This window comes from Bartonella sp. WD16.2 (assembly GCF_002022505.1).
Classification (GTDB): Bacteria; Pseudomonadota; Alphaproteobacteria; order Rhizobiales; family Rhizobiaceae; genus Bartonella.
Genome location: NZ_CP019781.1, coordinates 1,307,810 through 1,333,154 on the forward strand (window position 1 = coordinate 1,307,810; position 25,345 = coordinate 1,333,154).

Consider the following 25,345-nt stretch of genomic DNA (forward strand, 5'->3'; position numbering starts at 1 on the left):
TGAAATCCTTTTAAATTTTACCTAAATTATCGTTTCAAATTAACAATAACATCCATTAATTCAGAACCCGTTTGAAAGACTTTGGAGTTAGCCGTATAACTACGTTGAGCTTCAATCATGTCTGTTAATTCATCGCTCATCTCAACGTTTGAATCTTCAAGATAACCTGAAAACAACAAACCAAATACACCATCTCCAGGACGTCCCATCATTTGACCCCCTGTACGACTATTAATCCCAAAAACAGTGCCACTTAAAACAGTCAAATTTTCTGGCGATGTCACAGTGGTCATACCTACGTATCCTACAATACGCATCTGATGATTAGTATATCTTACCTCAATCTCACCATTGCGACCAAAAGTAAAACTATCAAAAGCACCAGATTCCATACCATCTGCTTCAAGTTCAAAGGCAGATAAATTACCCACCTGAGTAACTAAAGAATCTTTTCCTACCCCACCAAAGTTCACATCAACTTCAAAAGTACCATCTTCCCCATCATTTTCTGGCAGTGCTAATTTAAAATCGTCTACCGGATCTTTAAGATTACCATCTTTATCAAAAACCAAATCCGTAGTATCAACCTTTTCTTCTCCAACATAGGCATCAACTGTCCACTCATTGTCATCAGTTTTACGCATATAGAAATCAACCTGGACCTTCTTACCCTGGCTATCATAAGTGGTTACCGATTTTTTATGATTATAACTTTCAGGGTCTTTGGGATCAATATCTCCAGGACCCAAAACCATTGCACTGGCGTCAAAATTCACTTTAAAATCAATTTTTGTCGTGACCTCAGGACCAAATAAATCAGTCGGACCACCTTTAATTTGAATTCTTTGCCCATCCTCATCTAAAAGATAATATCCAGTTAAATTACGAACATATCCATCCTTATCACGAGCAAAAGAACCCGCACGCGTTAAATATTCTATTCCGTTTTCATCTGCAACACGAAAAAAACCATTACCATCAATCATCACATCAGCCATCCGACCTGTTGCACGCGCCGGACCGCTAATTGAAATGTCATGACCAACATGACTCCTCACTCCACCAGGAACATAAGCATAATCTCCAGAAGGTATTACATAATTAGAAAATTGGACATCTGTACGTTTATATCCAATCGTATTAACATTGGCGACATTTTCTGCCACACCAGAAAGGCGTGTCCCTTGAGCGTTCATACCTGAAACACCCGTACGCATCATCCCATAAATACTCATATTATCTCCTGTTAATGTTAGCTTATTACGTTATTATAAGCAGACTTTCTTGCGCGAAACTTTTGCTTAATATTTCTATCAAAATAAAATGATCTTAAAAAAGACACATTTTACAAATAATTTAATTTTTGACATAGGAGAGAGCGGAATTATTAGCGCTAACTACAGTGCATCTTAAAAAGAAGGAAAAAAAATAGAAAAAGGTGGAGTTTTTTAAAAGCATTAATTTCTAACTACTAAACTGTAACCGAGAAAGCGTTTTGAATCGATAATATCGTAACCAATTTTTAATTTTAGTTTTTTACGAAGTTTGCTAATGTGGCTTTCAATAACGTTTTCTTCGATAACATCATCGAAGACGCCGTAGATGGCATTGAAAATTTGTGTTTTATTAACGCGTTTGCCGTAGTTTGCTGCAAGATATTCGAGAATACGTCTTTCGCGGCGTGGAAGAGGAAAGTCTGCACCATTGATGCGTGGATCGCGTCCATCGTTAAAGACGCTAATAGGGCCGATTTCTGTTGTAGAGCTAGCATTACGGATATCACCTCCAATGCGTCGGTGGATGGCAGCGATTCGTGCTAGAATTTCACGTATGTGTATTGGTTTGCGTAAGACATCGTCAATCCCAGCTTGGAAAAGCTCTATCGTATGATCGAGAACATTTGTTTCCGTCATAGCTAAAATAGGTGCAGAGCTATATGTGCGAATTTCTTTTGGGAGTTCGATTTGATTTTTACATTTCCCTAAAAGAACTGCTTCAATCGATCTTACTTCATGATCCGGAGCTGTTGAAATCCATTCACTAAAATCTGAAGGAAGGAGACCTGTTGTAGCTACTCCTTCTCGAGCGAATAGCGTAGAATAGCCATCCGTCACTAATTTACGGTCATCTACTACAACTATCATGCGCTTCTCATTCAAATAACTTAATTTAAAATCTATTTGCGGAAAAATTTAAATCTTAATAAGGAGTATAATTTAATCTTTTAAAATACAAGTATTTTTCTAACTTATTCTTATATAAATCAATGATTTACTATTTATAGTTGTATAATTAATTTTGATATACAATTTATACTTGTTTAATACATATAAAATTGTTCAAAATGAAACACTATGCCATTTTTTTTTCAAAAAATGATTCAAGACGCACTTTTACAAAATGCTCGAGAATTAGGAGTCCATTGACCAAAACCACTTGCAATCATATTACGCATAACACGACATACGTAACGTTTTTGAGCTGGATTGTTATTGGGGCCAGCGTGGTAACGTGCGACTGCCATAGTCCAGCTGCCTTCTTTTTGACGCAAACTCCGTAAAAAGCGCGCAGCATAATCCACATTAACATGAGGTTGCAGCATCTCTGCCACAGAAGAAAAATGCATACGATGGTAGAAATAGTTGATTTGCATACAACCCACATCGATTAATTTAGCACCACGCTGTTGGGCAATTTTGAAAATACGTAAAGCTTCTGTTTGCGTTTTAGCAAAAACAGTTTTGCCATCAATATTTAACGCATAAGGCTGAAGTGATTCTTTATGACCTGTTTCTGTTAAACCAATTGCATAAAGAATGCCCAAAGGAATACCATAACGCTTAGACGCGCCAATCATTTCCGCTTCACACACATTTCTAGCAGCCGTAGCGTTGTTCAGTATAACAAAGCTACACAACCAACCGATAAGGATCATGTGGGTGAACAGTGTCAACGGAAATATCCAACAGCGATGAATCCACCAATAAAAACTGTTTAAAAAACTGCCTTGATTCATTTTGCTCATTCTGATCCTTATGACCAAAAGCCTGACGCTGACCATTGAAATTCTGTCCACTATCATTCTGCCCAGACCCTTGATCTATCTGCGAAGACTGGCCATGCTGAATAGTTTGAACACTTTTATCAATAATACTGACTAATACGCGGCCTTCATCATTAACAGGCACCTTTTCCAAAATGCGGATCAACATCTGTTGATTATTACCCAAAAGACGCACTGCTTCTTGACGTTGAATATGCAATTCAACATGGAGCCCTTGTGCACTCATACGTAATTTAGCATCAATCGTTCCAAGCTCAGCAGGTGTTAACTTCAAACGCAACAATTGCACATGACCAACCTTTTTATTTAACGTAATGTCAACATCGATTAACTTATTGATTAAATTAGAATTTTCTCCTTGAAGAGCAAGTTTATCACCTATTTCAAGATTCTCTAGAAGTTGAGATTTTTCAGCCCCTACATCCAAACGGGTTATTAATGGTTCATTATTTTGTGTAATACTGTGCGTAAAATTTTGTACAAATTTCTGTGCAAGCGGATTTTTTCCAACGGTTTTAACTTGGTGCTCTTCTTGAATTTCATCCTTAACCACATCCGCTTTTTGAATCTCTGTAATCTTTTGATCTTTCACATTACTCTTCATAGAAGATGGCAAGTTCTCATTTTTTTCAAATCTATCTGATTCTTGCACATTTTTTTCTTGTTTCACAAATTGTTGCACCAAACATAAAGGGCAAGAAACATCTTGAAAAGGCACTCTTTTTTTATCTGTTAAACGTTTATTTTTTGCACTTAAAGTTTCAACACCATCTTGTTCTAATTCTAGATCTTCCTTTAAAGCTTCTTCTTCTCGTTCCTGAATATGTGAAGAATCTTCTTCAAAAACCTTTTCATCCGACATCTTTGTGTCTTGACTAACCAGCGCTTTAAACGCTTCACGCAATTGATTTCTTACGCCTTCTTTTGGTTGGACCGAAACCTTATTAACTTTAGAAACTGATGTAGAAAGAATATCACACAATTCATCAGTATTTATCATCATATCTATGTTCCCAATAATTTATCGACTTCGTCTATTTTTTCTTGTGCTTGTTCGATAAGCTGATTCATTTTCATTTCTGTTGACGTAGAAGATGGAGCATTTTGTTGCTCGACAGCTTCTTTTGACATTGTCTCTAACTCTTTTTGACTTTGCAATTGTATAGAACTTTGTGTTTTAATTTCTTTTTGACCACCCACTAAAGAAGAAGTAACTTTTTGTGCCACAGCCTGCGCAGCAATAAATAACAAGCGATCTTTTTCTGATAAATCTTCGCATGAAATATTCTGTAACAATTGTTGCGCTTCATATGCTGTTACAGAACTAGCTAAACTAGCTGCATAATAAAGGCGAGCCGGTGCATCATTTACGTTAAGTTTATGCGCTAATATCAGAGCCTTTTGAGCACTCAATTGCGCTCTTTCCATACGCGCATTAATCAACGCAGTGCGACTCACATCCATATATGCCATCAATTGTACCATAGGTGGTGCATATGAAACCAACGCCTCTAACTGTTGATCATCTAATTTCTCATCAATCCGTGGTATAGCAATTCCAAACTCACGCCAAAAGTTACTCGCATAAGGCGACTTTCCAAATCGACTTGCATAATTGCGTACTAATAAAGCCAAAAGGTCCATCTTACCGAGAAGAGTCGCAACCTTAATCTCACGACGAATTGCACTTTCTTCAAATAAAGTCCCCGAGGAAAGAAGCCTTACTTGATCCAATTGTTTCATAGCTAAAACAGGATTTTCTATAATCGTATTACCAACCGTAGAAAGAACTATAGAAAAAAATAAAGCAGGTGGAATAGACTGAATATCTTCATCAGTTAAGTTTGCAAAAACTTTAAAAAAGACTTCCTGTTCATGAGACAAATAAGCCAAAACGCCAGTCACTATATTTTCTGCAATCACCCCTTGCCCATAATTTTTTAAAATTACACGCACAACCGAAGGATTGCCACCATTAAAAAGGTAAATCAATAATGCATAAAGATTTTGTTTATCTTTCCAAACTTTAGGATTTAAATTTAAAAATTTTTCACCAATTTCCCTTAAAATCTGCGGTTGTTTTTGCAGTGCTTCCTCTTGGCCTGATACAATTTGATCTTGTAAATTTTGCAAAGAACGAACAAGCTGCACTGGACGAGACAAAACAGTTCCTAATCTAACAGAAGACTCTACAGATTTAGAAGAAGATACTGCCTGCGCCAAAAACATCGCCTCAGCTTGTCTATAAGAAGCTGATTCTTCTTTTTGCATAGAGATCCCTGCTCCTTGTGCAAAAATCCCTTGTGTAAAGGTTACAAAAAACAAAAGACCAGCACCGTATGTCCTTCTCATAATCACGGTGTTTTTTCCTCTTGAGAAACTGACTTCATTTGTCTTTGTCCCGACTGTTTAGATGGGGTCTTTTCTAATGCAGGCATTTTCTGTGCACGATCAACATTCGGATCCTGTATAAAAATGGATATACGCCGATTTTCAGAAGCATAAGGATCTTGTCTGTTTTTTAAATCCCGATCTGCATAACCTTCAACACGCAAAATGCGTTTTTCATCCAAACCACCGCGCACTAACATATAATAAGCCATCTGTGCACGTGATGTTGAAAGTTGCCAATTATCACGAGCTACACTACGATAAGGCCGTGCATCAGTATGACCACTTACCACGACATTTCCTGGATGCTGTGCAATAACTTTTGCTATACGATCAATAAATTTAACTGTTTGTGCCGTAGGAACAGATGAACCAACTCTAAACATTTCATACTCAGGCTGGTCCATCAACTCAATCATAACGCCTTCTCTGACTGGCAACACACTAGCGGATAAATGATTTTCATCAGTTATTTCTTTAATAAGATCTGCTACCTCTTTTGCAAAATCACGTGACGCCTGAGAAGGAAGATTTTCCTGCGCAAGTTGCTGCTGTGCCTGACCCTCCTCCCACTCTATTGCTCGCGCATTCAATGTGCTGTTATTTGCAACCGTCTCCTGCTGTGAAGTCAATCTTTTAGCACTTTCATGAGATGCTGCATGTTTCTTCCAATAATGAGGTGAAAATGGATCCCGATAATCAGTGACTGGTAAATTCTCTTTCGAATCACCCTTGCTCCTACCCATAAAAGCGTCATGCTTCCCATCCTTATCAGGAAGATCTTGCACATTTTTCTGTGATTGAACAATTTTTTCCAATCCGCTATAGGGATCACGCATCAACTCTGCTTCTTCCAAACCAATCGACTGAACACTTTCTGATTTAGCATCACCTCCACATGTCTGTCCAACAGGACAAATTTTGCTTTCCTCAACATCACTTTTTTTCTGAATGCTACGATCACTTGTTTGAGAATCCATAAGTTTGATTGGATTAAAATAATTTGCAATAGCCTCTTTAGTTTCTTCATCTTTTGCGTTAACAAGCCACATCACAAGAAAAAGTGCCATCATTGCTGTCATAAAATCAGCATAAGCAATTTTCCAAACACCCCCATGATGTTCGTCATGATTGTCATGACCCCCACGACGAACAATAATAATTTCAGAGTGAGACTGTCCACCATCAGATTTCATCGAACCAACTCCTGCAACGTTGCCAATAAGGGAGTCAGCTGTGTAGCAGTAACCACGTTACCATAACGTAAACGTATCTCTGCACTATTAGTTGACTGAAATTCAAATTTAGAAGCATCAAACCCCTCCTGTTTTTTGAGTTGTTCAAGCAGTTTTTCATTTCCTTCAAGCACTAAAGGCTGCTTTGTATCAATAACTTGATCTGCCATCTTTGTAGCAAATTGCTGAAGCGCTTCTTGTGTAATTTTCTCACCAATAAAGGCAGCAAGTATTTGCGCAATATCTTTAGCAATACCTTGACGCAAATTAGCAAGCCCTTCCATTAATTGGCTGTGCATCTGAGCACCCAGAGCTTCAACCATCCCCTGCCTGGTTGCTTCAATAGCTTTGGCATGCTCTTCCTCCATTTGCTGCTTTTCAGCCGCAAATTGTTTTTGCAACTCTTCTGTCGTTCTTTGTTCAACTTGATCAAAAGCTTTTTGTTTGACAACTTCAGAATCAACGGCATTATCAGAAGCAATATGGAGAGGCAACATTTCTTCCATATCTTCTTCCAAAAAATCAGTATTGGATAACAAAAATTCTTCATATTTTTCATTATCACATATCTGCTCACCTTCATCACTAAAAAGTAAAACCTCTGCATCTTCATTGACAGGTGAAAAATCACTCAGAAACGAAGCAAGCGATACACTTGCTTCTCTTTTTAATTCTTCACCTATCTTTTCTATTCCATTGATCGCTTCCATTCAACATCTCACTCTGCAAATCTATGCGGGTTGTACAGTTGCATTAGTGTCATTAACCCATTCGCGTAAAACCTCAGCAAAGCGTTGTTCATCCATTTCTATCATTTGCTCAAGACGATTTTGGGGTGCTACACGCATACGACTGCGCAAGTCATTAAGTGTATCATCTTTTACCCTTGCAGTACCACTAAATTCTCCATTAGTGCTAGATTGCTTTTCCAAAGCGGGCACGTTTTCAAGACCTGCTAAAGCATTTTCTCCATTACCAAGAGCCTTTTGTCCCTCACGCATCTCACGCATCAAGGGGCGAACACCTAAGAACAAAATCAACAAGACAGCAATAACCAAAGCCAACCCGTTAACGAAACTGGACAAATAATGTGACAATGATTTCCAAATAGGTGTTTGCATAGGAGTCATATCTTTATCAGAATAACCAATGAAATCAACTGCTGTAACATTAATAACATCACCACGTTTTGGATCAAGCCCCGCAGCTGTTGCCACCATCTGCTGAATACGATTAATTTCGTCATTAATGAAACTTTCAGAATTTTCATTGTCGCCCTTTGCAAGAGCCAAACGTGCACGATCCACAACAATGGCAACAGCTAGTTTTTTCACGCTATAACCATCTTTTACAGTGGAAATAATTTTAGAATTAATTTCATAATTAGTAGTTTCTTCACGACGGTCCTTTTTATCAGTTGAGCGTTCTCCACCACCATTAGCAATTTCCTCTTGTGGTATATTTTGTTCCACTCCAACAGCATCATTATTGCGACTATTTTGACTATCCGCTTGATCACGTACAGAACGTACAGAACGTACAACCTGCGATTCCGGATCAAAAACAGTTTCATTGACCTGACGACGATCCGTATCCAAATCAACCTGCACACTAGTTTGGAAGTGATCCAGACCAAGATAAGGTACCAATTGCTTACGAATATTAGCATCAATTTGCGATGCAACTTGTTGTTCAAGCAAAGCCATCCGAACAGAAGCTCCATTCGCCGCATCAACCCCAGAAGCCAACAACTGCCCCCGTGTATCCATAACCGTCACAGAACTTGCTTCAAGCGAGGGAACGGCCGCAGCTACTAACTGGCGAATAGATTGGGCAGATTCGGCTGCAAAACCACCATCTGTGCGAATCACAACAGAAGCTGTAGGCTTTTGATTGGCCTTACGGAATGATCCTTTATCTGGTAAAACGATATGAACGCGTGCAGCCTTTACACCTTGCACAACTTGAATTGTGCGGGCAATCTCACCTTCTAAAGCACGTTGGCGAGTAATTTCCTGCATAAAAGATGTTAACCCCAATGACCCCATATTATCAAACAATTCATACCCTGCATTATTTGATGTGGGAAGTCCTTTTTCTGCAAGAAACATTCGAGCTTTTTCCGCCTGCCCCACAGGAACTTGAATAGAACTTCCATCGGAAGAAACATCAAAAGCAATTCCCGTTTCGCCCAAAGCAACTCCCATACGATTCACATCATCACGAGAAAGACCAATATAAAGTGTCTCATAAGAAGGACGTGTTAAATAAAAACTGGAAAATAAAATCGTTCCAAACAGCGTGATTCCAACCAGGCCAAGCGCAATAAGACGCTTTACCCCTAGTTTCTGAAGAGCCCGCCCCGAAGAAGAAAGAAAAGCCAAAAGTTTATCAAGCATACAGTTGCACCATTTTTATTAAGAAAAACCCATTTTGAACCAAAGAAAGACAACTTTTCTATAGCTGTTTACTCATACCTTTTCTCAAACCATAAAAAATAAAACTTGTGCGAAAATGGTGCCTACTTTCAACAAAAAAATCTCATGATACCCATTGACTATTATCTTAAAGCATTATTTTAATAATAATATCGTCTTTTAATAAAAGAAAGCAGTCAAAAATTAACTTGTATACTGTATATCTAAGTAAAGGAAATTACAAATTAAATACAATATGATTTTTATAAATAAACAATATGTATTTTATTTTAATTTATTTTTAAATAAGAAAAATTATTCTTTATTTTACATGTAAATTGAAATAAAATGTTTTTTATTCTAAAATAATCCATTTGTATCCTTCTTATAAGCGGGGAGGATGAGTATGGGGTTTATAAGTAAGGAAAATATCACATGCATAAAAAGTCCCTTTTATTGTCCACAGCAACTGTAGCTATTGTACTGTTTGGTGTACATCTGAATGCGCATGCGCAAACTCTTAACGCTACTGATGGTGAAATAAAGACGGAGTCTGGTGAAGCCTATAAGGCTGAAGGTGAGGGCGAAAGCGCTGTTAGCGCGACAGGGGGTGGTAAAATCAATGGCACCAATCTAACGCTGACTGGTAAGGAGGGGAATGGAACTGGTGCAAATGCTAGTGGCTCTGGAAGTCTGATTGACTTGAAGGGCGAAACAACTATTGAAAATATTACGATTGGTCTTGAAGTAAAAGACAACGCTATGATCATAATGAATGGTGGCTTTATTAATGCAGACGTTGTAGCAGTGGAAGTTGGAGATAAGGGTATTGCAAACTTGAATGGTGTAACAATCAAGTCTGAGTATGATGAAGGTGGGGGGTCTTATGGGTTATCTGCAGAGGGCGAGAAAGCGCAAATTGCAATGAACGGCGGTTCTATTGATGTGATTGGTACAGCAGTGGAGGCTAAAGACAAAGGTGCTATCGAACTAAGCAATGTAGCAGTCAAGTCTAAAGATACTGGACTCGCTGCAGAAAATGAAAATGCAACAATTGCAATGAGTGGTGGTTCAATCGTGGCAGATGAAACAGCAGTGTGGGCTGAAGATAAAGGTCTCATCGATTTAAACGGTAGTGTAACAGTCACGTCTAAGAATATTGGGTTGTTTGCAGACAAAGAAGCAAAAATCATAATGGATGGTGGGTCTATTACGGCAGATAAAACAGCGGTGGACGTTAAAGAAAAGAGTGCTGTTAACTTAAATGGTGTAACAGTCACGTCTAAGAATATTGGGTTGTTTACAGACAAAGAAGCAAAAATCATAATGGATGGTGGGTCTATTACGGCAGATAAAGCAGCGGTAGAGGTTAAAGAAAAGAGTGTTGTTAACTTAAATGGTGTAGCAATTGCCTCTAAGGAATACGGGCTGTCTGCAGAAGGTGAAAACGCAACAATCACAATGGTGGGAGGAAAGATTAACGGAAAGCACGCAGTTTACGCAAAAAATGGAGGACAAATTAAGCTTGCTAATGTTATAGTTACGTCTAGTAAAAGTGATGGTTTGTTTGCAGAAGGTGAAAACACGAAGGTTACAATGACTGGAGGAATTGTTACTGCAATCGCCGAAGGTGATGATCACCAACATGCGGGTACTGCCTTTCACGTAAGAGAAGGAGGACAAATTGATGTTGCTAATGTTTTTGCAGAAGCGGATAAAACTGGTTTAGAGTTATACAACCAGAAAAATCAAAATAATAAAGTCAACCTCATCAATACAAAACTTATTGTTAAAAATGGTATCGGTATTAATCTCAATAAGATTTCTGACGATGAGAGAAATAAACAGCTTGTTGAAAATCATAGTTCTAAAGCATCTGAAGAGAATGCTTCTGAGATTTTTGATGGTAATATCACGCTTAAAAATTCAGAAATTCGTGCTGATATTTTACTGCAAATTACAGAAAATACTAAAGCTACTTTAACCGCAAATCATTCTGTTTTAGAAGGTGGGACAAGAGTTGCAGATACAGATAATGTAATCTTTAATCTCAACAATGGCTCTAAATGGATTTTAAAGACTAGTAAAGAAGAAACAGATGGTGATCAGTTGCTTGATGTTGAGATAAGATCCCGCTCTGATATTTCTGTGCTTAATCTTAATAATAGTTCTGTTATTTTTGATGGGCCAACAGAAGGTCATTATCAGACATTACAAGTGGGAACAGGAAAAAATAACACCGAAGCAGTCTATAACGCGAAAGGTAATGCTAAACTCTACCTAAATGCTGAATGGAGCGATGGTAAGAAGAAAGATGAGCAAAAAGCCGACCATCTGCTTATTAAAGGCAATGTATCAGGGTCAACAACAGTGTATGTTAACGCGAAAGGTAATGCTACAGAAGCAACCGGTTTTGTCCCTTGGAATGAACGTGGGATTTCTCTGATCCAAGTCTCTGGAAAAGCAGAAGAGGATTCTTTCAAATTAGCAAATGGTTATACTACAGTTAGCGGCTCACCTTATAAATATACGCTGAATGCTTATGGACCAGGATCGAGCAATGGTTCAGCTAATCCTGAACAAATGTTGCTTGAAAAAGATCCTGCTTTAGATGATTCATCTGATGAAGATAATCGAAATGTTAGTGTTGATGATGTTGTTGTAGATAATAAAGATAATGATTTCTGGGACTTCCGTCTACAAAATCAATACCTTGCCAACTCAAAAGTAAAAGCTCTTGTGCCGCAAATGGCAAACTATCTGGTGATGCCGAGCGCTTTATTTTCCACTGGTTTCACTGATATCGAAAATCAAAATATTCTCTTAACTGATATTCGAGCAGCGCTACCATGGGACATGAAAAACGATAAGAGAAATCCTTTCTTCTTATCTTCCTATGGAAGTAAAACAACTTTATCGTCTAATCGCACTGCTTTCGAATATGGCTATGGCGCTGATATCGGCTATACTGCAATACAAACGGGCGTTGCATTGGCTGCATTGGAAGTGCAAAACATTTCCTCATATTTTGGGCTTTTAGGAACTTACGGAAAACTTTCTTTCACGCCAAAAAATATGGCAGATGCTGACAAAACCGCGCTCGAAAAATGGGGTATTACAGCTTATAGTAGCGTTCAGCATAACGATGGGATATACGTCAATGCATTCTTGTCTTACGGTGTCCTGAAAGGAAATATCTTCAATGCCGTCATTGGTCGTACTGCAAACTTAGACGATGCAAAAACATGGAGTGCATCTGCTGTTCTGGGTAAAAAACTAGCAACCAGTGTTGAAGACTTGGTATTTGAACCACAAGCACAGATTGCTTATCAGCAATTGATGTTCCACACCATCAAAGATGCTGATAACTTTAAGGTAGATATAGGTAATCCTCATCAGTGGGCAATTCGCATGGGTGGGCGTTTAACAAAAAACGTTAACCGAATCAAAGATGGCCATCTTTTTTCTGTCTATGGTAAACTGAACCTTATCAGTACTTTTGGCAATGAAGGAACAATGCGCGCTGGTGATAATTTCCGTCTTGATCCTATGGGATCAGCAATTGAGGGAGGAGTAGGTATCAATGCACAACTACTCCAAAACATCGCACTTCATGGAGACATTAGCTATCAGCAAAAACTTCAAAAAGCTGGTATATCTGGAATGACTCTCTCAGGGGGATTGCAGTATCGTTTTTAGAACAGTAGTAATTTTATTTTGATTAAAAAGGCAGCACAATGTGCTGCCTTTTTAATATGTTAAAATCTTTTTATTTATCACACAAAACTGACCTATAAAAAAGGAACTTCCTTTTTATTTCTAGGAAAAACTAATACACGATGTTGTTATAATTAACAATTGAAAGCGCCTAACACTAACAGTTGTAACATTTGCTTCTATGGCGAATTGAACATTACCAAACTTCTAACCATTATAACAATATAAACCGATAGTAGCGTTCCCTTTGATCATACAAACTACATAAAAAAGAAAAAATTTATACGCAGTGCGTTCAAAATATCACACTCCATAAAGACATTAATGATTAGAAAAAACTCCAAAAACCTACTTATCCAGAATTTTTTTCAGGAGCATTGTACTATCATTTTTAAAAAATGTTCTTATATTTAAATTTATGTTTTTATTCTTTACATAAAATACAGAATAAGTTAAATGCTTTTAACAAGACTTTAGGAGAGGGGCAAATGTTTAAGGGTATATAAATGCGTAAAAAAGGCCTTTTATTATGCACAATGAGTGGGGTTTTATTTTATTCTTATTATAACATAGGCTATGCACATAGTGATACGAAAGTAGGAATTTTAACTGTTGCTAATAAGCAGCCAGGGGTTGTAAATAATACTAATCTTCACAATAAAGAGATTGCAATAGAAGCTGAGGGCTATCCTTTAACAATTACAATGCATGGGGAAAGTATTTCAGGTTTTTATGCTTTTAGTGCAAGAAATGGTGGAAGTATTAGCGCTACAGGCGTCCATGCAGTAGCAGGACAAGTTGGTTTGCTAGCTCAAGATGGTAGAATTGATCTTAAGAATTCAACTATAACCATCAAGCGTGGAGCTGGTATTGTCTTTTTTCAACCACAAACAATATTATTAGAAAGATATAATACCAATGCGGTAACGCTTACTAACACAAAGCTGTTTGTTGAAAGTGGTGTGGGTATTTTAGGACCTTTTGCAGACGGTTCAGTAACCCTTCAAAATTCGGAAGTTCGTGCTGATGTTTTAGTGAAGAATAAAGCACGTCCAGGAAATAATAATGCTACTCTTATACTAACCGCAGATAATTCTACCTTAGAAGGTGGTACAAGGCTTTTACGACAAGAAAGCAATATAAGAATTTTACAACAAAGTGCTGAAGATGTAGCAGGATATCATAATAGTAAATCTTCAATTTCTTCAACGGCTTTACAACGAAAAATAATCTTTAATCTCCACAATGGTTCTAAATGGATCTTAAGAGCTAGTAAAACAGAAACAAATGCGAAAGACCATATGCTTGGTCCTGTTCGGACGTCTTTGATTCTTGATATTGCTACAAGATCTTATTCTGATCTTTCTGTGCTTAATCTTAGTAATAGTGCCGTTGTTTTTGAAAGCCCAACAGAAGGTCATTATCAAACATTATATGTAGGATCAGGAACCGATGGTCGTGAAATAGTTTACAATGCAAAAGGTCATCCAAAACTCTTTTTAAATGCTCAATGGAGTGACGATAAGAAGATAAGTGAGCAAAAAGCTGATCATCTACTCATTAAAGGTGATGTAACAGGATCAACAACAGTTTATGTTAATGTTTATGGAGATCCTACAGACGCACCTAGTGTTCGTCCTTTAAATCAGCGTGGAATTTCTCTAATCCAAGTTTCTGGACAAGCAGCAGAAAGTTCCTTTAAATTAGCAAATGGCTATACCACAATTCATGATTCACCTTACAAATATGTACTAAATGCCTATGGGCCAACATCGCGTAATGGTTTGGCTGATATAAAACAGAAGTTGCCTGGTGTATTGTCTGATGTAAATCCGAATAATAACGATTTTTGGGACTTCCGCCTGCAAAATCAATATCTCCCCAACTCAAACATAAAGGCTCTTGTACCGCAAATGGCAAATTATTTGGTGATGCCGAATGCTTTATTCTCTGCAGGTTTCACTGATATTGAAAATCAAAATACTCTCTTGGCTAATATTCGAACAATGCCATGGGAAATGAAAAGTAATAAAAAGAATTCTTTCTTTTTGTCTTCTTATGGAAATAAAGCGACTTTATCATCTAACCGTACTGCACTTGAATATAGTTATGGTGCTGATATCAGTTATGGTGCAATACAAACAGGCGTTGCACTGGCTGCATTGGAAGGGCAAAGTACCTCTTCATATTTCGGGCTTTTAGGCACTTACGGAAAACTGTCTTTCACGCCACAAAATATGGCAGATGTTAAGAAGACCACTCTCAATAAGTGGACCTTCACAGCCTATAGCAGTATACAGCATAATGATGGGGTGTACGTTAATATGCTTTTGTCTTATGGTCTCTTGAGAGGAAATATCTCCAACGCCATCATTGGTCAAACTGCAAGCGTAGATGATGCAAAAACATGGGGTGCATCTGCTACCTTGGGAAAACAGCTAGCAACCAGTATTGAAGGCTTGGTGTTTGAACCACAGACACAGATTGCTTATCAGCAGTTAATGTTTCGTACCATTAAAGATGTTGATAAATTTAAAGTGGATATGGGCAGTCCTTATCAATGGTCAGCTCGTATGGGAGGGCGTCTAGTTAAAAATGTTAACCAATTTGAAGACGGTCGTACTCTTTCTTTCTATGGTAAGCTTAATCTTATCAGCATTTTTGGTGATGGGGGAACAATACAAGCGGGCAAGAGAAACTTTCAACTTGATCCTATAGGATCTGCAATTGAAGGGGGAATAGGTTTTAATGCAGAGCTTATTCAAAACGTTACATTCCATGGAGATATTACTTATCAGCAAAAACTTCAAAAAGCTGGTTTGTCTGGAGCTATTTTTTCAGGAACATTGCGCTATCGTTTTTAGAAAATGTTTACACATCTTTAAGTGATAAAATATATATTGTGTTTTATACTTTACATAAAATACAGAATAAGTTAAATGATTCTTTTGGGATCTTAGAAGGGAAATAAAATTTAAGGATATATACATGCGTAAAAAAGGTCTTTTATTATGTACCGTAAGTGGGTTTTTTTTATGTTATTATTATAACACAAGCTATGCACAAAATAATAGGGATGAAGCAATAATTGCTGATGGTTCTTCTCAAAAAAAAATAGAAATAGAAAAAAATATTTCAGATTTTTATACTCTCAGCGCAAGAAATGGTGGAAGTATTAGTGGTACAAACATTAATGCAATAGCTGGACAAGTTGGTGTGCTAATCTCAGATGGTACTGTGAGTCTTAAAAATTCAACTGTATCTGTCGAACGAGGAGTAGGTATTACCTTTTTTTCTTATGCACACTCATCATTAAAAGAATCAGAAAAAAAGAATACTAACACAGTAGCTTTTTTCAACACAAAGCTTTCTGTCAAAAATGGTATGGGTATTTTAGGACCTATGCCTCTAGGTGATCAAAGTGATGATGTAAGTAGTGGTACAGTATTCCTTAAAAATTCAGAAATTGAGGCGGATGTTTTAATAAAAAATAGAGTGCGTGAAGAAAAAAATAAGGCTATTCTTATACTAACCGCAGATCACTCTATTTTAAAGGGGGGTACAAGAATTTTACGAGAAAAGGATATAGACGACGCAATCGAAAATAACTTATTACGTAATAGTCAAGGCCGTATACAAGTCCGAAGTAGTAGTGATACCTCATTGCGCGAAATATTATTGAGCAATTTAAAACAGACAACGGTTTTAAATCTCAAAAATAATTCTAAATGGATCTTAAAAATTAGTCAAACGGAAACAAATGCGCGAGACAAGATGCTTGGTCCTATTCCAACAGCATTGATTCTTGGTATTGCGGAAAGATCCCGTTCTGATATTTCTGTGCTTAATCTCAATGATAGTACTGTTGCTTTTGAAAGTCCAACAGAAGGTCATTATCAAACATTGTATGTAGGATCAGGAGTACCTGGTACTTCATCAGTCTATAATGCAAGAGGTGATGTTAAACTCCATTTAAATACTGATGGACAAAAAGCTGATCGTGTGTTTGTTAAGGGAGATGTATCAGGATCGACAATAGTATCTGTCGATATCAATGAAAATGTTTCAAATACGGTCAATTTACTTCTTTTAACTGATTCTCTTCCTTTAAATCGGCGTGGAATTTCTCTAATCCAAGTTTCTGGACAAGCAGCAGAAAGTTCCTTTAAACTAGCGAGTTATATTACAATCAAAGATTTACCTTATAAATATGTGCTGAATGCTTATGGACCAGAATCGCGTAATGGTTTGGCTGATATAAAACAGAAGTTGCCTGGTGTATTGTCTGATGTAAATAGAGGTACTTTTTGGGATTTTCGCTTGCAAAATCAATATCTCCCTAACTCAAATATAAAGGCTCTTGTACCGCAAATGGCAAATTATTTGGTGATGCCGAATGCTTTATTCTCTGCAGGTTTCACTGATATTGAAAATCAAAATACTCTCTTGGCTAATATTCGAACAATGCCATGGGAAATGAAAAGTAATAAAAAGAATTCTTTCTTTTTGTCTTCTTATGGAAATAAAGCGACTTTATCATCTAACCGTACTGCACTTGAATATAGTTATGGTGCTGATATCAGTTATGGTGCAATACAAACAGGCGTTGCACTGGCTGCATTGGAAGGGCAAAGTACCTCTTCATATTTCGGGCTTTTAGGCACTTACGGAAAATTGTCTTTCACGCCACAAAATATGGCAGATGTTAAGAAGACCACTCTCAATAAGTGGACCTTCACAGCCTATAGCAGTATACAGCATAATGATGGGGTGTACGTTAATATGCTTTTGTCTTATGGTCTCTTGAGAGGAAATATCTCCAACGCCATCATTGGTCAAACTGCAAGCGTAGATGATGCAAAAACATGGGGTGCATCTGCTACCTTGGGAAAACAGCTAGCAACCAGTATTGAAGGCTTGGTGTTTGAACCACAGACACAGATTGCTTATCAGCAGTTAATGTTTCGTACCATTAAAGATGTTGATAAATTTAAAGTGGATATGGGCAGTCCTTATCAATGGTCAGCTCGTATGGGAGGGCGTCTAGTTAAAAATGTTAACCAATTTGAAGACGGTCGTACTCTTTCTTTCTATGGTAAGCTTAATCTTATCAGCATTTTTGGTGATGGGGGAACAATACAAGCGGGCAAGAAGAGTTTTTATTTTGATCCTATAGGGCCTGCAATTGAAGGGGGAATAGGTTTTAATGCAGAGCTTATTCAAAACGTTACATTCCGTGGAGATATTACTTATCAGCAAAAACTTCAAAAAGCTGGTTTGTCTGGAGCTATTTTTTCAGGAACATTGCGCTATCGTTTTTAGAAATATTATTTTGTTTTGATCAAAAGATAGCGCTATTTACTTGTCTTTTTGATATGTGAGAATTTTATTGCTTTATCAAAAAGCTAACCTATTAAAAAAGCTGTCTCTTTATTTCTGAGAAAGAGCTAAGGTATGGTAGATATTTTGATTAGCAAGAGGAGATGTTTGAGTATTAAGGTGTTTTTGAATTTGTAAAGCTGATAGACGTGCTGATTCAGCATTCATATTTACATCAACCAAAGTCCTAATATTTGAATCGATATTTTCAACCAATGTTTTTACAAATTCAAGCTGAATATCAATTAAATCAATCATAGAACTAATTTTAGCTTTTGCAATTAAAATCGAAGCAATTGAATCGTGAATATTGCTTTGAAGACTCTTAAGTAGAGTATTGCGTATTTCAGGAGATAATTGATCAACATCTCTCATGTTTACAAAATCTACCAGAGAAATGCCATCTGTAACTGTCTTAAATTCAGCTTTTGCTTTACCTAACACTCCACTATCTTTTGCATTGTTACCGACAACCTTTTGAACATCATTATATGCTATTTTATGAGCCCACGAAGGGTCAGCAGTATATTGAATTTTTGCTTGAATAAGAGCATCTTTTAATTTTTGAAAAGCTTTTTGTACCGTATCAAAAATCATCTTAGCCGTATCAAAATTCGTCGCTGTATTTGTGTTAAAAATATTTTTCAAAATTCCTTTAGACATATCGATTGTGCCATCGAGATTATAAACACCAAAGTTCAATTCTGGACCGCCAATTTCAATGCTATCAACATAAATAGTTAAACCTTCATGTCTATAAGAAGAAGGAATTTTGACTTTCACCCCACCATTGGCAACAATATTTCTTGCATTAACAGCAGCAGCTGCAATAGCATAAGAAATATTTTTCACATGTTCTGCAATATGAACTTGAATTTTTGAAAGATTTTCAGAGCCCTTTGTGTATGCAGAAACCACCAACTTTTCGATTGTATTTAACGAATCTTTGGTAAAGTCAACCATAGTTTTTGCAACTTCAACCTGCTCTTTGTTCTGCTTAATAGCATCAACAATTGAAACTATTGTAGCACTATCATACTTCATCATTGGTGAAATTGATTCATAAGCAGCATGATCTGATGTATTACAAACCTGTAAGTCTGTTTTGCGCTGATTTTGTGCTCGGCCTGAATGAATATCAATTGACTGTGGTGTTTGCAATACAGCAATTGTTGACTGGTTTGTGAATAAATCTATAGCCATAATTATAGCCCCAAAAGAAAAATAGATGAGATATGCTAAGGGCCCTCCCCCAAGCTTGTATCAAAAAAATAAATATCTATTATAAATATAAATCAAAGTATATTTTTATGTTTATAATAATAAAATATTTTGTAAAGTATTTTTATATTTAAAAATAAAAATATATCTATACTATAGTTAATGAATATATTAACTATATTTAAAAAGATCTTATTAAACTTCCAACAAGCAAATTCCAACCGTCGATTAACACAAAAAATAAAATTTTAAACGGTAAAGAAATAACTGTTGGTGGAAGCATCATCATCCCCATTGACATTGTCAATGTTGCTACAACAAGATCTATTACCAAAAAAGGTAAAACAATAAGAAAGCCAATTTCAAACCCACGGCGTAACTCAGAAATCATAAAAGCAGGAACTAAAACCCGAAAATCAATATCAGCCCCTGTTTTAACATTAAAAGAAGGATCGGAAAGATCTACAAACAAATCAAGATCTTTTTCACGAACTTGCGATATCATAAACTCACGAAAAGGTTGGCTAATTTTTTCTATCGCTTTTTGTTCGCTGATTTCATTTTTTATTAACGGTTGAACCCCTTGCTCCCAAGCAGTATTAAATGTTGGCGCCATCACATAAAAGGTCATAAATAAAGCCAATGATATCATCACAAGATTGGAAGGTGTCGTTTGCAACCCTAAACCTGAACGCAAAAGTGAAAAGGCAATAACAAAACGAGTGAAACTTGTCACCATAATTAACAAACCAGGCGCCACTGATAAAACAGTCAACAAACCAAAAAGCTGAACAATCCGTCCACTGATTTTGCCGTCAGTTGGTGCTAGAAGCCCCGAAAGACCACCGGTGTTTACCAAATTTGTTTGTTGTGCAAACACGTCTGTAGCATCTGTTGTTACCAACAAAAGCATCATGAATACAAAACCGACAAATTTCTTCATTGTTCTATTACCAAACTCGAAATCAAAATATTGCTTATTTTATTGTCAGAACGAATTTTAGCTCGATCAAAAAGATCAGTACGTAAATTCATTAAACCCGATGGCCCCTTTATCTGTTCAATTGTCATTTGATGTAAAAACGATATAAAATCATTTGATATATCGGCTACCATATCCGGCGAAATATTTTCACCAGGTTTAACAACCAAAGCAACTTCCATTCGAATCCAAGTTTTCTCCGGTACTGCTATATTAGTCAAAATAGGCGGCAAAATAATCATACGTGAATCAGACATAATCAAACTTGCTGAAGCTTTTGCCACTGGTTCTTTAGAATTATTGGCACTTGGTGTTACTTCTTTACTCACCCACATACCAAGAAACCACCCAGAAGCTACAGCGATGACTGTCAAAACAATCCCAACGATCAATAATGTTTTCACACTACTGTCTTTTTTTTCTGTTTTTTCTTCTTCCTTCAACGCTTCTGCCATAAGAACCCCTTATTATCACAAATAATGAAGTGCAATTATTTTATTGATTGCCTGCGATTATTATTGAACAAATCTCAAATTTAAAAAGACCCTTATAGTATAATGAATTAAAAAGGAGCAATTTGATTGAGTAACTGTTGACCGTAAGGAGGTTGCTGTATTTCACTCATACGTCCACGCCCTCCATATGAAATACGTGCTTCAGCAATTTTGTCATAATCAATCATATTATTGCCAGAAATATCACGTGGACGAACAACCCCCGCAATATTGAGAATACGCATTTCATAATTAACCCGCACTTCCTGCGAACCACTAATAACCAAATTGCCATTTGGCAAAACATCCGTTACAACAGCAGCAATTGAAAGGCGAATATTTTCTTGCCGCTCTACTTTACCATCACCTTTAGATTGGTTTGATGACGATGCTTCAACACCACCTGCAAGTTTTTCTAAAAATGAATACTCCGTTCCAACAGTATATTTGGAACTTGAATCACGCTTTAAATCACTTTTATTGTTGAAACTGGCACGATCATTAATAAATATTTGCACAGTCAACACATCACCAGGCTTCATTGCCCGTGGATCACGATAAAAGTTATTAACGACATTGGGACGATAGAGGGAATATTTGCTTTCTTTTGGTGCCGGTGGATAAAAATGGGCTGCACGTGAAGGTGCAAAACCTAAATCTGCACGTACGGGAGAAAAATCTGGTGCCGAATTAAAATCCTTCGGATTATAAGAACAAGCAGCCAATAACATTAACATCAAAGTTATGCCAGCCTTAAAAAAAAAGTGCAAAAAGTGTCTCTGACTGTGCTTCATCTTTTTCACTTTCATCATTACTTTGTATCGACCACTTGTTGTGCTTGTTTCTTTTTTGCCGAAACTTGTTGCGCACTTACAAGTATTTGAGTTAATTCAGCCGATTTTTCAGGAGGTAATTCATTCATAATAGCACTTGATATTTTAGGACTAAGCTTAAGCACAAGTGAAGCCGCTACAAGGTCACTCATTAAAGCTAATTGAGCAGCTGCTGCATCAGGACGCATTTTTGAAATAATCTCAACCAAAGAATCCTCTGCCATTGACAAAAATTCATTGCGTTTTTCGAGCCAAACTTCATATTCGCGCCGTTTTTCTTCTAAAATTTTCACACGTTCATCAATTTGATCACGCAATTGTTGTAACTGTTGACGTTGCAATTGAAAACGCGCATCTGCTGCCTGGCTGCCAATATTGTCACAAAAACGTTCTACTTCTTCTGTCTCTTTCTTAGACTTTCCTTGTGTCAATGAAACAGGTGAAGCTTTTGTCTGTGGAGCACTATTTTCAGGTGTTTTCGTAGATATTGTTGTAGACGTTTTTATCTGATCCAACCGATTGGGCGCAGATTTAATCTTTGTTGTGGATGAAGGAGCTGACACCGATTTTTGTGCTAAATTGGCAACAGAGGCAAAAATGAACATTGGTGTAGGGTTTAGATCAAGAGTATCTTGCGCATAACCTTTGCCCGCTCCACACACAATGAGCATCGCTACATAAAACCAAGAAGAATAAAACTGTAATTTTATCATTGCACAACAAGCTCCGCATGAAGAGCCCCCGCAGTTTTAATAGCCTGCAAAACTGCTATAATGGCTGTTGGTTTAACGCCGATTTGATTAAGTCCTTTAATGAGATTATCCAAATCTACTCCATCTAAAATGCCAATGTTGGATACTGGTTGATCAACATCAACAGATGTTCTAGGCACAACAACCGTATCACCATCACTAAAAGGATTTGGCTGAGAAACTTCTGGGTCTTCTGTTACACGAACTGTCAAACTTCCGTGTGAAATCGCCACACGTGAAACACGCACTTTTTCACCAATGACAACAGTTCCTGTACGCTCATCAACAACCACACGTGCCACTTCATCTGTAGGAACAGGAAGCATTTCAATTTCAGAAATAAAACGTGCCATTGAAATATTGCGGGGTTTATTCAAAACAATAGTTTTAGCATCACGTTCTTTAGCAACATTATGCTTATAACGCTTATTGGCAAAAATATTAATTAAATCTGACACGCGAACAGCTGTTGAAAAATCCGAGTTGCGTAACTCTAAAATAATCTCGTTACTCTGGTTGAAATTGCCCTCAATCTTTTGCTCCACCAACGCGCCATTAGGAATACGACCCGATGTTGGAACACCTTGTGTCACACTTTCTGCTACACCTTGAGCACCAAAACCAGAAATAACCATATTACCTTGCGCTACCGCATAAGTTTTACCATCTGCCCCAAGAAGCGGCGTCATCACCAATGTTCCACCTTGTAAAGACGTTGCATCTCCCAACGCAGAAACTGTCACATCAATACGTGATCCTGGAGTAGCAAAGGGTACCATCTCAGCCGTAACAATAACAGCAGCAATATTATTGGCACGCGATGCACCAGCAGGAGGACTCATCCCTAAATTATCAAGCATAGCTCGCATAGCTTGCTCTGTAAAAGGTGCATTTCGTAAAGAGTCACCTGTACCATTCAAACCAATTACCAAACCATAGCCTACCAATTGATTAGAACGCACACCTTGAATTTCTGCAATATCTTTCAAGCGTGCAACTGCACCTGGACGTGCCAAATCTGCATAATACATTTTAGCAGGATCCCCACCAGATCCTAACCAAGCAGCATCAGATGCCGATGGAGAAGTATACTGCTCTACATTTTTGCCCCCTTCATCCGCAAACGCTGGGATAAAGACTGAAAAAAAGCCTATCAAAGAAGCAAAAAAGAAACGAGAAAGAGAATGAATAACCATTAAAAACCTACTCTCACGTCACCATTTTGTAAAACAGTGCCCATCACAATACGGCCTGAATCGGCATTACGAACTCGAATAAGATCGCCTGAGGATCCTGACTGCAAAACCACACCCAAAGCAGTGATCTGCAAATTATTCGTTTGAAAAATTAACTTGGTTGTTTGACCACGCTCGACTAAAACCGGGTCCCCCAAAGAAGCAAGTGAAATGGGGCGCCCAGCTGTTAAAGTGCGTTTTGCAACCTTATTAAGAAGCTGATTCATCTGTGTAGCATACAAAGAAGCAGCTTCAGATTTTATAAAAAAACTTTTTTCGCTTAAACCTACATCACTCACACGCTGGCCAGCATAAACGGACTTATTAGGAACGAGAAAACTAACCCGGTCAGCATAGACTACTGTCGATGAAAAGAATGATAACAAAAAGGCTGTAAGTAGAAGCAAAAGCTTTTTCATAGCATTTACCTTAAATTCTTAGAAACAACCGCCGCCATCTCATCTGACGCCTGAATCACTTTAGAATTCATTTCATAAGAACGCTGCGCTGCAATCAGCTCTGTGATTTCTTTTACAGGATCCACATTAGACGCTTCAAGCATTGCCTGCATAATGCTGCCATATCCTTCATCTTTTGGAAAACCCGGCACCGGCGCACCAGAAGCAGGTGTCTCACGGAAAAGATTATCCCCTACCGCTTCCAAACCAACTGCGTTGACAAAATTAACCAAATTAAGGCGGCCAGCTTCCACAGGATTAGGATCCATATCAGTCTGATAATAAACAATCCCATCAGGGCTTACTGTTATATTCTTACTTCCTACAGGAATCGTGATAACAGGTTGTACTAAATTGCCATCCAATGTTTCAATCTGTCCTGTTTCACTTAAGTTAAAAGCACCTGAACGTGTGTAAAAAACATTGCCATTAGGATCTTGCACTTCAAACCAGCCATTTCCGTTAATAGCTAAATCCAACGCATTGCCAGTTTGAACAAAAGCCCCTTGCATATTGACCTTACGAACTGCTGCAGTGCGCACCCCCATTCCAATCATCGCACCCTCAGGAATGATAGCTTGATTGAGCATATTGGGAACACCAACTGCACGATCTGCCACATACATTAAATCGGCAAATTCCGCACGCGCACGTTTGAAACCCGTTGTGTTAATATTCGCTAAATTATTAGCAATAACATCAAGGTTAGTTTGCTGAGCAGCCATACCTGTTGCAGCAATTGAAAGCGATCTCATGACCATGTTTTTTTCCTATATTCTTTTAAACTCTGTTCAGCCTATCTTAAATTTGCATCCGGCTTACTTCAAGATATGCTTGTACCATCTTATCGCGTAAAGCAATAGCCGTACTTAAAGACCGTTCAGCTTCCATCACAGAATTTACAACTTCACGCACACCAACATCACTGCCAGCCAAGCTACCAATAGAAAGACTCTCTGCATTTTGTAATTTCATTTCAGCTGCCCCTACAATTTCAGACAAAATTTTACTAAAACTGACACTGTTGCCCTCCTCAGCTTCCCCTACGGGTAAATATTGCACAGCAGCACTATTCATCTGCCCGCTTATTTGGTTTAATGAATCAAAAGAACTGTGAGATATCACAGAAGAAAGGGCTTGGATCATTTTTAAACGCTCCTACAAAAA

The 25,345-nt window shown here is 37.6% G+C and carries 20 protein-coding genes; 3 read left to right on the forward strand and 17 right to left on the reverse strand.

Annotated elements, in window-relative coordinates; genetic code table 11:
• Positions 1-26: 26 nt before the first annotated feature.
• From BWD162_RS05690 to fliF, 8 genes are all read right to left on the reverse strand, one after another.
• Positions 27-1,235: a flagellar hook protein FlgE gene (locus BWD162_RS05690; RefSeq protein WP_078705788.1), complete on the reverse strand. Its 1,209-nt coding sequence runs from the start codon at positions 1,233-1,235 to the stop codon at positions 27-29.
• Between the two features lie 222 nt (positions 1,236-1,457).
• A complete protein-coding gene (locus BWD162_RS05695; protein ID WP_078705789.1) occupies positions 1,458-2,144 on the reverse strand; it encodes a response regulator transcription factor in 687 nt (228 codons plus the stop codon).
• Between the two features lie 236 nt (positions 2,145-2,380).
• Entirely contained in the window at positions 2,381-2,935 is a 555-nt protein-coding gene (locus BWD162_RS05700; RefSeq protein WP_194284877.1) for a lytic transglycosylase domain-containing protein, read from the reverse strand.
• A complete protein-coding gene (gene fliK / locus BWD162_RS05705) occupies positions 2,910-4,067 on the reverse strand; it encodes a flagellar hook-length control protein FliK (RefSeq protein WP_078705790.1) in 1,158 nt (385 codons plus the stop codon). The genes BWD162_RS05700 and fliK overlap by 26 nt, the downstream gene beginning before the upstream one ends.
• Positions 4,068-4,069: 2 nt before the next feature.
• Positions 4,070-5,416, reverse strand: a complete 1,347-nt coding sequence (locus BWD162_RS05710) for a chemotaxis protein (protein ID WP_078705791.1) — start codon at positions 5,414-5,416, stop codon at positions 4,070-4,072.
• Positions 5,417-5,418: 2 nt separating this feature from the next.
• A complete protein-coding gene (locus BWD162_RS05715; RefSeq protein WP_078705792.1) occupies positions 5,419-6,651 on the reverse strand; it encodes a flagellar motor protein MotB in 1,233 nt (410 codons plus the stop codon).
• Positions 6,648-7,400 (reverse strand): hypothetical protein, encoded by a 753-nt coding sequence (locus BWD162_RS05720; RefSeq protein WP_078705793.1) that lies wholly within the window; start codon positions 7,398-7,400, stop codon positions 6,648-6,650. The genes BWD162_RS05715 and BWD162_RS05720 overlap by 4 nt, the downstream gene beginning before the upstream one ends.
• Positions 7,401-7,421: 21 nt before the next feature.
• Positions 7,422-9,089, reverse strand: coding sequence for a flagellar basal-body MS-ring/collar protein FliF (fliF, locus tag BWD162_RS05725; protein WP_078705794.1), 1,668 nt, complete (start codon positions 9,087-9,089; stop codon positions 7,422-7,424).
• Between the two features lie 453 nt (positions 9,090-9,542).
• Here fliF and BWD162_RS05730 point away from each other — a divergent pair, with 453 nt between their 5' ends.
• The 3 genes from BWD162_RS05730 to BWD162_RS05740 all read left to right on the forward strand — a co-directional run bounded on the left by BWD162_RS05730 (position 9,543) and on the right by BWD162_RS05740 (position 18,146).
• On the forward strand, positions 9,543-12,806 hold the full coding sequence (locus BWD162_RS05730; protein ID WP_078705795.1) for an autotransporter outer membrane beta-barrel domain-containing protein: 3,264 nt from the start codon (positions 9,543-9,545) through the stop codon (positions 12,804-12,806).
• 524 nt (positions 12,807-13,330) lie between these two features.
• Complete coding sequence (locus BWD162_RS05735) at positions 13,331-15,688, forward strand: autotransporter outer membrane beta-barrel domain-containing protein (RefSeq protein WP_078705796.1); 2,358 nt, start codon at positions 13,331-13,333, stop codon at positions 15,686-15,688.
• A 124-nt stretch (positions 15,689-15,812) separates the two neighbouring features.
• On the forward strand, positions 15,813-18,146 hold the full coding sequence (locus BWD162_RS05740; protein ID WP_078705797.1) for an autotransporter outer membrane beta-barrel domain-containing protein: 2,334 nt from the start codon (positions 15,813-15,815) through the stop codon (positions 18,144-18,146).
• Positions 18,147-18,254: 108 nt separating this feature from the next.
• Here BWD162_RS05740 and BWD162_RS05745 read toward each other — a convergent pair whose 3' ends face one another.
• The 9 genes from BWD162_RS05745 to BWD162_RS05785 form a co-directional block, all read right to left on the reverse strand.
• A complete protein-coding gene (locus BWD162_RS05745) occupies positions 18,255-19,406 on the reverse strand; it encodes a hypothetical protein (protein ID WP_078705798.1) in 1,152 nt (383 codons plus the stop codon).
• Between the two features lie 199 nt (positions 19,407-19,605).
• Positions 19,606-20,367 (reverse strand): flagellar type III secretion system pore protein FliP, encoded by a 762-nt coding sequence (fliP, locus tag BWD162_RS05750; RefSeq protein WP_078705799.1) that lies wholly within the window; start codon positions 20,365-20,367, stop codon positions 19,606-19,608.
• Positions 20,364-20,861, reverse strand: a complete 498-nt coding sequence (locus BWD162_RS05755; RefSeq protein ID WP_078705800.1) for a flagellar basal body-associated FliL family protein — start codon at positions 20,859-20,861, stop codon at positions 20,364-20,366. The genes fliP and BWD162_RS05755 overlap by 4 nt, the downstream gene beginning before the upstream one ends.
• A gap of 107 nt (positions 20,862-20,968) precedes the next feature.
• The gene (flgH, locus tag BWD162_RS05760; RefSeq protein WP_153301022.1) at positions 20,969-21,637 is read right to left on the reverse strand and encodes a flagellar basal body L-ring protein FlgH; all 669 of its coding nucleotides are present in this window, start codon (positions 21,635-21,637) and stop codon (positions 20,969-20,971) included.
• 74 nt (positions 21,638-21,711) lie between these two features.
• Positions 21,712-22,446 carry a MotE family protein gene (locus BWD162_RS05765; RefSeq protein WP_078705801.1) on the reverse strand — a complete coding sequence of 245 codons (735 nt, stop codon included), beginning with the start codon at positions 22,444-22,446 and terminating at the stop codon, positions 21,712-21,714.
• Positions 22,443-23,681, reverse strand: coding sequence for a flagellar basal body P-ring protein FlgI (locus tag BWD162_RS05770; protein WP_078705802.1), 1,239 nt, complete (start codon positions 23,679-23,681; stop codon positions 22,443-22,445). The genes BWD162_RS05765 and BWD162_RS05770 overlap by 4 nt, the downstream gene beginning before the upstream one ends.
• The gene (gene flgA / locus BWD162_RS05775; protein ID WP_078705803.1) at positions 23,681-24,139 is read right to left on the reverse strand and encodes a flagellar basal body P-ring formation chaperone FlgA; all 459 of its coding nucleotides are present in this window, start codon (positions 24,137-24,139) and stop codon (positions 23,681-23,683) included. The genes BWD162_RS05770 and flgA overlap by 1 nt, the downstream gene beginning before the upstream one ends.
• A gap of 5 nt (positions 24,140-24,144) precedes the next feature.
• A complete protein-coding gene (gene flgG, locus BWD162_RS05780) occupies positions 24,145-24,933 on the reverse strand; it encodes a flagellar basal-body rod protein FlgG (RefSeq protein WP_194284878.1) in 789 nt (262 codons plus the stop codon).
• Positions 24,934-24,979: 46 nt separating this feature from the next.
• Positions 24,980-25,324, reverse strand: coding sequence for a flagellar hook-basal body complex protein FliE (locus BWD162_RS05785; RefSeq protein WP_078705805.1), 345 nt, complete (start codon positions 25,322-25,324; stop codon positions 24,980-24,982).
• Positions 25,325-25,345: the final 21 nt, after the last annotated feature.